Below are 7,427 nucleotides of genomic sequence, written 5' to 3'. Positions count from 1 at the left end.
GGGGCATGGATAAGATCTTTTGTTGAGGAACTTGAGTATCTCATCTCTTGTCCCTTTTATCCCTCTTGTCTCATTTTGAGACTCTATGCCTAGCAACCTTTCTCAGACTTTTCTGCACCACTAAGCTAGTGAAACAAACATTCACCCGATAATTGCTAAGCCGACAAGAGGCGATCGTCGCTTCTGCACGACCACGTTCGCTAAGGGGAACATGAATTTATTGAGAGCATTCCAAAGGCTTTGTCCGTGACGAATCAATATGAGTTGAGCCATGATTATTCTCTTTTAATCCCACCATAAAAATAATTCTTTGGTCGAGATCAGCGATCGCTTCAAAATTTCTAAACCATAGTTTTCATCGTCAAAGTCAATTCCTACAATCATTTCCTGCAATTCTGCTGGAATCTCTTGCTGTGATTCTTGGAGCATATTGATCATGTCATCGGTACAGCCAAACCCTTGCTCAATTGTATCAGGACAAAATTCGTAAATATCTACGGCAAGATCAGTTAGATCATCAGGTAAATTGCTAAAGGTCACTATTAAGCGATCGGACTCCACTTCAGACAGTTCTATACCATATTGGGCATCCCAAACCCGAAGCTTTTGGATGATATCCGCAGTATCAAGATCATAGTTACAACCATTTGTTCCCTTATCTAGAAGGTTTTGATACTTGTCCATAATTTTTGCTGATTCAAACGTGAAATGTAATGGATTCAGGAATCATATAACAATTTTTAAAAGGTTCGATAGTCAAAAGATTTTTTGGCTTGAGACTTACTAATTCAACTACATAGCTATATGCGACTTGATTAAGCTTTATATTATACTCAACCTATTCAACCAGTAAATCAAACCATCGCCTGCCACTATCAATTTCAGAGGTCAGATTTTGTTTAAGACTCTACTCAATAGATTCTCAAATTCAATAAAAATATTTGTTTTACCTGAGTGTAGAGCGTTGTAATTTATCGAATTAGCTCAAATATGACCTTTAAATTTATTTTTTAGGAGACAAGCAAGATGGTTTCACTTCAACAGTTACGTCGCTTTTTTCTCAATATTAGCTTGTCAGTAATACTCGTAACTTTTATCTCCTTGGGTTTTGGTACGGCATCTAGTTGGGCAGGAATTTCATCCACAGATTCCATTAGCCAACCTCAGATTCCAATTGCAACCATGAAGCAAGAAGATAAAATTAACGAGGTCAAGGGCAAGATTAAAGAAAAGATCGGCAATATAACTGGCGATTCAAAAAAACAAGCTGCTGGCAAAGCCATGCAATTTAAAGCTAAAACCCTAGAAGGACTCAATAATAGTATTGAGAATCCTAACTACAAACCCAATTCTCAGAACTGTGAAACCGAAGATTGCGCTCGTGAGGCAACGGAAAATGTAGAATCTCAAATTCGTGAAAATTGGAACTAAAATAGTCAAGAGTTCTAAATCAACAGTAAAATGTTGGTTTAGAACTCTAAGGTACGGATAAATGGTGCTTTTACTGTATATCCATCCGTACCTCTTTCAAAACATTAACTGACGCTAGATAATTCCAAGTTGAACATTTTTACACCAATATCAGCAGGTCTGCCAAAATAGGGATAGCTGGTGACCAGTAGATCAATTCCTGTACTGGCATAGTCACGAATGTTGTCTGGATTGATCCCACCAGCCGCAGCAAGTTTGATGTTGGGATACTTATGCTTTAAATCTGTCACCAAAGTCTTGAGATCTGCACAAGCAACTTTATCAAACTGAATGATATCCACTCCAGCTTCCGCGATCGCCCATGCCTCCATTTCAGTTTCAACTTCCATACCAATCTTAGATTCTTGAAATCGATGTTTGAGTTCGGGTAAATGTTTTAGCAGTTCTGACATTCCACCAAGATAGGTCAGATGTTCCTTAAAAATCAGGATCGTTTCCGATAGCCCTAGTCGATGCGGGACAGCACCACCTGCCAAAATTGCCTTCATAGATAATTTACGAGTACTCGGAAAAGCTTTGCGAGTGCAGACGATCGCTACTGATGGATCGATCTCATGCGCCGCAGTCACCAAGCTTTTAGTCCGCGAAGCCATCCCAGAAGCATATTCCATCAAGTTGAGCGCTATTCTCCATGCGATATGCAATGCTTCAGCAGAACCTGTTGCTTTGAGAATCAGTTCTTCGTTTGCTACTTTAAGCCCACTTTCAACGTAATTCTGAACCTTAGCTCCACAAAGCTCAAAGACTCTAGCAGATTCTTCTGTGGCACAAACAACCATGGGATGACGGGAATAAAATTCGATTGCACCCTGCTGCTTCCCTATACCCAATCCAAACGTTGTCAAATCAAAATAGGGAACATCTTCCTCAATCAGTTGGGTGATTGCTGCATCTGAAAATATATTCTTCATCGTAGTTTAGTATGCGCTTCTGTCGAATTATTAGGTTTCTATAAATTGGAATAATTGCAGTGTCATTCATTCTAACTTAATAGCAATATAATTAAATAAGAATAGTATCACAATTACTAAAAACTCCATGAAGACCTCCTTAGATTGTATTCCTTGTCTTTTACGTCAATCATTAGATGCAGCTAGGTTAGTTTCGCCCGATCCTTCTGTCCATGAGCAAATTATCCGTGATGTTCTGCATTGGACAGGGGAAATGGACTTAAACCAATCGCCTCCTGAAATTGCCCAACTGATCCATCGGCGGTTACGCGAACTAACAGGAGTGACTGATCCCTATCATGAGGCTAAAAACTGGCAAAATCGGATGGCGATGGAATTGATTCCTAAATTCAGGGCTGAAGTCAAGGCAGCTAAAAATCCGTTATTGATGGCAGCCCGTCTGGCGATCGCAGGCAATGTGATTGATATGGGCAGTAATGGCAATCTCACAGAAGCAGATGTACAAGAGTCTTTAAGTAAAGCTCTAACGGAACCATTTTTTGGAGAAGAAGATCGGTTTCAACAGGCGATCGCTCAAGCAAAATCAGTTTTATATCTAGCGGATAATGCAGGAGAAATAGCTTTTGACCGACTTCTAGTGGAACAAATAATCAATCAAATTCCGCCAGAACGAGTGACGCTGGTGGTGCGCGGTGCGCCTGTTCTCAATGACGCAACTTTTATTGACGCGCATACAGTGGGTATCGATCAAATTGTGGAGGTGATTAACAATGGTTCCGATGCTCCTGGTACGCTCTTAAATGATTGCAGTGAAGAATTTTGCCGCCGCTTTACCGAGGCAGACTTAATTATTGCTAAGGGGCAAGGAAATTTTGAAACTCTCAATAATAATCCCAGCAATATTTTTTGCTTATTTAAGGTCAAATGTGGGGTAATTGCTAATCTTGTTAATCAACCAATTGGTATGCAGATGCTTATACATTCCCAACTTGGTTTAGGGCAGAAATGTTGAAAGCAAAGTAAAGTTAAGTATCGAAAATAAAACTAAAATTTAGTACCCTATAAACAAAGACAATGACAAATGTTAGCCCCGTTTCGTTAGCATTTTGGGAAACTCCATGAAAATTCGAGAGGCTACGGCAGTCGATTCCGAACTGATTAGGAATCTACATCTTGACGCTTTTGGCAAAGAGGATGGATCTGCGATATCAAGGTTGGCGATTGATTTGCTGGCAGATGAAACCGCAAAACCTTTGCTTGCCTTGATTGCCGAAAACGAGACAGATATTGTTGGGAGCATTATATTTAGCACCGTAAAGGTGAAGGGCAGTGAGGAAATAGTCGCCTACATTCTCGCACCACTGGCGGTGGCAAGCGCTTTTCAGCGAAAGGGTGTCGGGCGGGCGCTTATCGAGCGCGGACTACAAATGCTGAAAGATAGAAGCACCGATCTAGTGTTTGTTCTAGGCGATCCGAAGTATTACAGTCGATATGGGTTTTCCCACAATCACCATTTTTCTCCGCCCTATGAACTACCGTATCGCGAGGCATGGATGGCGATCACGCTGAAGGATCGTGCCTTTGAGTCGGTAAATGGTCAGATCTTATGCGCTCGATCACTCAATTCTCCAGAGCATTGGTGAAAATTGCTAACGCTCCGATCAGTGTGCAGATGCTAGTGAACTCCCAACTTGGTTAGGATTATAGTAATGTATTTTCAATTATATTGCTATATAATAATATACTTAACCTAAGATTACTTTAACTAGGGTATGTTCGCCTGTAGATCTCCTTAGCTGTTAGTGAGTCTCTAGGTTAGTTATTAATACCAGATATTAATTTTTTACGATCGCTGTCCTATGAAATTAATTACCCCAGCACCTGTTGAAGGGTTTACCCGTAATATTTATCGATGGTTTCGTGATACGCATCTGCGATCACTAGATCGAGCTTTTAAAGCAGCGATCGCAATTCAAGATCTGGAAATAGAATATTTTGATGGCAAAAAGATTGATGCTAATGCGACCCATCAGCTAGAGGGGAATACAACAACGACAGCCTATTTTCAAACAAAGCTGCATCAGTTGTTACGCAAAATGCAATGGAGTTGAGCTGAGTTTCGGATGGCTAGTGTGATCGCGCCCAATCCTGAAGACCAAGCCAGTCAAAAAGCAAAACAAATTCTCAATAAATTGGCGGTAGTAGATCAAGTTTTAGCTCGCTACAAAGACTCAGAAATATCACTCTTAGATTCTATTTTAGATTCCCATCATCTTGAAGAATCCGTAGTTGTCAGCAAATCCCTAGATCTAGATCGAGATGAAAAACTTGCAGCTAGTACAATACCAGAACCAGAGATCTTAACGAATAAACCAGTTCCCTTGCTACGATCCATTTTTCCTAGTTTTACAAAATACAATCGTGAACGCAGATCGAATACAGAAGCCGATGTGATCAAAGAATTTCAACTTTCACGATATCGCACCAAAAGAGCTTTAAAGTTTCTGGCGATTTTAATTATCATTCCTCTCGTAACACAGCAGGTTGCCAAGAATTTTATTTTTTCGCCAATTTTTTCACACTTCCAAGCCGCCAATCTGTTAGAGATTTCACTCAATTCACAGTTAGAAAGAGAAGCGATTGAAGAGGTTGAGGCTTTTGAGAAAAAGATTAAGTTTGAGATAAATATCGGTAAAACCCCTAATCTTTCTACAGAAGATGTGGAAAAGATGGTACATCAAAAAAGTATTGAAGTTGCTAGAAAGAGCGAACATGAAGGCTCTAATGCCTTGCAAAATATCTTTGCCGATCTGCTTTCCGCGATTGTATTTGCATGGATTCTGATCGCTGGCAAAAGGAGTGTAGAAATCCTCAAAGATTTTTTAGATGAAAAAATTTACGGTTTGAACGAAAGTGCGAAAGCATTCTTGATTATTTTATTTACCGATGTGTTTGTGGGATTCCACTCTTCGCACGGATGGGAAGTAGTCATGGAAGGGATTCTAAGGCATCTGGGCATACCTGAAAACAGGGATTTTATCTACCTATTCATTGCGACTTTCCCTGTGGTTTTAGATTCGATCTTCAAATATTGGATTTTCTGCTACCTCAGCCGTGTATCGCCATCTGCGGTTGCCACTTACAGAAATATGAACGAGTAAATATAGCGATGAAATTTGTGCCTAACGCCAACCAGAGCGATGTCCCTGAGCCAAAATCTCTGTAAGCTCCTGCTGCGAGAGAACTTGAGGAGTATAAGATCCACCTTGTCTCTCAATCTGTCTGACAAAAGCTTGCAAATGATTGTAGGAACCTTGCAGCAAATATCCATACGTCGCTTTGATCTGAGGATTAACAGTTGCATTCAGGCGATCGCGCAAATCTTTAATATCAGTTTCTTCGATCAATGCGCCCACTTTTAAGGCTTCGGGCAATGAAGTCTGTCCGCGCTGTACCAGTTGCGTATACATCGCTGCTAGTTCAGGATTAGCAAATTCCCCTACGCGATCGCTAACCACAGGATCGGCAATACCATAGGACTGCATCAGCGTCTTCACCTGATCCATGTGGCGCTGTTCTGCTTGATTAATATTACTGAAACTGCGAAGGTTCCAGCGATTGCCCAAAACTTGATATACATCACGCGCCATTTTTTCTTCTTCACGCATGAACTTCAAACCTTCGATATCGGCACTAGTTAGCGCTTGAGAAGCAGTTGGTACTTGGGCTACAGTATCGGAATAGCTCTGTCTCTGAGCATAAATCAATGTGGCAGGAACCAAGCCTATGCAAGTGGCGATCGCAATTCCCAAAACAATTTTTTTCTTAGAGTTCATTGCAGTTTTCCTCTTTATGAATCTGATCTATATCTTCTTTAGACAGAATGAATAAAAGTTTAGTTCTATTACAATTCTTTATTTTCTACCAAGAATTTGAATGACTGCGGCTTTACCATCGTGAAAGCGTCCTTCATTTAAATCTCGTTCTACGCCCCTCGCAATTTCCCATTGCAGATCGGCGAGTTCCTGTTGCAATGTGCTGAGAGAAGGAAGCATATCTAAATTTTTAGGACTACCCGTATCGTATTGCAGTTGTTCAGGGGTAAAGGATTCAAGTACAAAAACACCGTTGGACTTCAATCCTTGCACGGCTTGGCGATACACTTTAGTTCGTAACTCTGAGGGCAAATGGCAAAAGATGGAAATAATCCCATCCCAAGCTTGCGGGGTGATCGCAAAATCAGCGAGATCGGCATGGATAGTGGTGATCGCCACCTGTTTTTCTTGCGCTAGTTTTTGAGCTTTGGCAAGCCCTACTGTGGATTGATCTACTGATACTACTTCATAGCCTAAAGATGCTAAATAAGTCCCATTTCTTCCTTCTCCGTCTGCTAAACAGAGAACTTTGCCTTGGGGAATTTGGGATGCTACCGAAACCAAAAAGTCATTTGGCTCAGTGCCATAGATATATTCCAAGCTGCTAAAACGTTCATCCCACATAATTATTTGCCCTTAATAAATCCAAGGAATCAATTTTTTAACTTGCGATCGATATTGATCATAGTCAGAGAATTTAGTACTCAGCCACGATTCTTCTTTTCTCGCTTTGATGTCAAAAAATAGTAACAGGATCATTGCGCCGATCGCATGGGCAAGACTCAATTTCCAACAACTATAGGCGATCGCAAGGAAAATCACACCGCTATAAATGGGATGTCTGACTAACGCATACACCCCACCAGTCACCAATTCACCATCATGTTTGGGATGTGGCAAGGGCGTAAGATTCGCTCCTAACTCAAGGCTGCCCGAAAATAACAGCAGCAAGGCTATTAGCCCAAAAATTCCCGTCAATCCCCAATCGGCATATTTCCAGATCGGTGAAAAATGATCTAGAGCGATCGCTGGATAGACAGGCAGTAGCGCAAAGCCAACGGAGAGAACTGTTTGACCAAGCACCCAATACTCGCCTTTCTCACCGCGCCACCATTGGGTTGAAAATCCCCATTCTTTAAATTGATTCATA

The 7,427-nt window shown here is 41.0% G+C and carries 10 protein-coding genes and 1 pseudogene; 5 read left to right on the top strand and 6 right to left on the bottom strand.

Annotation, left to right across the window (positions count from 1 at the left end; translation table 11 throughout):
- Positions 1–112 precede the first annotated feature (112 nt).
- A pseudogene (locus VB775_RS14735) lies at positions 113–273 on the bottom strand (histidine phosphatase family protein); the annotation flags it as partial.
- Positions 274–285: 12 nt separating this feature from the next.
- Complete coding sequence (locus VB775_RS14730; protein WP_281009914.1) at positions 286–684, bottom strand: DUF4253 domain-containing protein; 399 nt, start codon at positions 682–684, stop codon at positions 286–288.
- A gap of 342 nt (positions 685–1,026) precedes the next feature.
- Here VB775_RS14730 and VB775_RS14725 point away from each other — a divergent pair, with 342 nt between their 5' ends.
- On the top strand, positions 1,027–1,431 hold the full coding sequence (locus VB775_RS14725; protein WP_281009915.1) for a CsbD family protein: 405 nt from the start codon (positions 1,027–1,029) through the stop codon (positions 1,429–1,431).
- 104 nt (positions 1,432–1,535) lie between these two features.
- Here VB775_RS14725 and modD read toward each other — a convergent pair whose 3' ends face one another.
- Positions 1,536–2,402: a ModD protein gene (gene modD, locus VB775_RS14720; RefSeq protein WP_281009916.1), complete on the bottom strand. Its 867-nt coding sequence runs from the start codon at positions 2,400–2,402 to the stop codon at positions 1,536–1,538.
- A gap of 127 nt (positions 2,403–2,529) precedes the next feature.
- Between modD and VB775_RS14715 the strand changes: the two genes are divergently transcribed.
- The 4 genes from VB775_RS14715 (at position 2,530) to VB775_RS14700 (ending at position 5,563) form a co-directional block, all read left to right on the top strand.
- Complete coding sequence (locus tag VB775_RS14715; RefSeq protein ID WP_281009917.1) at positions 2,530–3,414, top strand: damage-control phosphatase ARMT1 family protein; 885 nt, start codon at positions 2,530–2,532, stop codon at positions 3,412–3,414.
- 106 nt (positions 3,415–3,520) lie between these two features.
- On the top strand, positions 3,521–4,045 hold the full coding sequence (locus tag VB775_RS14710) for a GNAT family N-acetyltransferase (RefSeq protein WP_281009918.1): 525 nt from the start codon (positions 3,521–3,523) through the stop codon (positions 4,043–4,045).
- 216 nt (positions 4,046–4,261) lie between these two features.
- A complete protein-coding gene (locus tag VB775_RS14705) occupies positions 4,262–4,513 on the top strand; it encodes a hypothetical protein (RefSeq protein ID WP_281009919.1) in 252 nt (83 codons plus the stop codon).
- A 12-nt stretch (positions 4,514–4,525) separates the two neighbouring features.
- Positions 4,526–5,563, top strand: coding sequence for a proton extrusion protein PcxA (locus VB775_RS14700; protein WP_281009920.1), 1,038 nt, complete (start codon positions 4,526–4,528; stop codon positions 5,561–5,563).
- 21 nt (positions 5,564–5,584) lie between these two features.
- On the opposite strand, the gene VB775_RS14695 is transcribed toward VB775_RS14700, so the two are convergent.
- The 3 genes from VB775_RS14695 to VB775_RS14685 all read right to left on the bottom strand — a co-directional run bounded on the left by VB775_RS14695 (position 5,585) and on the right by VB775_RS14685 (position 7,426).
- Complete coding sequence (locus VB775_RS14695; protein ID WP_281009921.1) at positions 5,585–6,238, bottom strand: DUF2202 domain-containing protein; 654 nt, start codon at positions 6,236–6,238, stop codon at positions 5,585–5,587.
- Positions 6,239–6,316: 78 nt separating this feature from the next.
- On the bottom strand, positions 6,317–6,901 hold the full coding sequence (locus VB775_RS14690; RefSeq protein ID WP_281009922.1) for a class I SAM-dependent methyltransferase: 585 nt from the start codon (positions 6,899–6,901) through the stop codon (positions 6,317–6,319).
- A gap of 12 nt (positions 6,902–6,913) precedes the next feature.
- The gene (locus VB775_RS14685) at positions 6,914–7,426 is read right to left on the bottom strand and encodes a methyltransferase family protein (protein ID WP_281009923.1); all 513 of its coding nucleotides are present in this window, start codon (positions 7,424–7,426) and stop codon (positions 6,914–6,916) included.
- Position 7,427 lies beyond the last annotated feature (1 nt).

Source organism: Pseudanabaena sp. CCNP1317, assembly GCF_034931345.1.
In the GTDB taxonomy this organism is placed as follows: Bacteria; Cyanobacteriota; Cyanobacteriia; order Pseudanabaenales; family Pseudanabaenaceae; genus Pseudanabaena; species Pseudanabaena galeata.
The sequence above is the reverse complement of the archived record's forward strand: the minus strand, read 5'-3'. Positions and strand labels throughout refer to the sequence as shown.